The organism is Mesorhizobium sp. M7A.F.Ca.CA.001.10.2.1 (assembly GCF_003998575.1).
GTDB lineage: Bacteria > Pseudomonadota > Alphaproteobacteria > Rhizobiales > Rhizobiaceae > Mesorhizobium.
Genome location: NZ_RZQY01001297.1, coordinates 1 through 544 on the forward strand (window position 1 = coordinate 1; position 544 = coordinate 544).

Annotated in this window: 1 protein-coding gene; it reads right to left on the reverse strand. The window is 64.5% G+C overall.

Annotated elements, in window-relative coordinates; translation table 11 throughout:
• Positions 1–534, reverse strand: a 534-nt coding sequence (locus EN964_RS36750; RefSeq protein WP_206528853.1) for an autotransporter-associated beta strand repeat-containing protein, incomplete at its 3' end; no start/stop codon positions are given.
• Positions 535–544: the final 10 nt, after the last annotated feature.

Sequence of the window (544 nt, forward strand, 5' to 3'; positions counted from 1 at the left end):
GCCCGCAATGGTCGTGCCGCCGGTGTAGGTGTTGTCGGCACCGAGGAACAGCGCTCCCGTGCCGGTTTTTGTCAGCCCGCCCGCGCCGTCGATGGTTCCATTCCATGCAAGCGTATTGTCAATCTCGAATGTGCCGCCGCCCGCTTCAAGGGTCGCGTTGCGTCCGGAAGTCACGTTGGACAGGCTGCTCACGTGCAGCGTGCCACCATCGAAAGTGACCTTGCCCGCCGCACTGCCAAGATTGGCGTCGGCCGTGATCAGGACCGTGCCCCCTTTGATGAACGTGCCTCCCTGATAGGTGTTGGTGCCTGCCAGGATGAGTGTGCCGTCGCCTTGTTTGGTCAACGCGCCAACACCCGCGATGGTGCCGCCGAGCGCCAGGTTGGTCGCGCCGTCGATATCGAAAGTGCCGCCGCCGGCGTTGAGCGTCACGAAGCGCCCGGAAGCGATACCGGCGGTAGTGTGCAGCGTGCCGCCGTCAAGCGAAAGAACGCCGGGAAAGCCGCCGAGATTGCTGTCGGAGGAGATCTGCACGGTGCCGCCA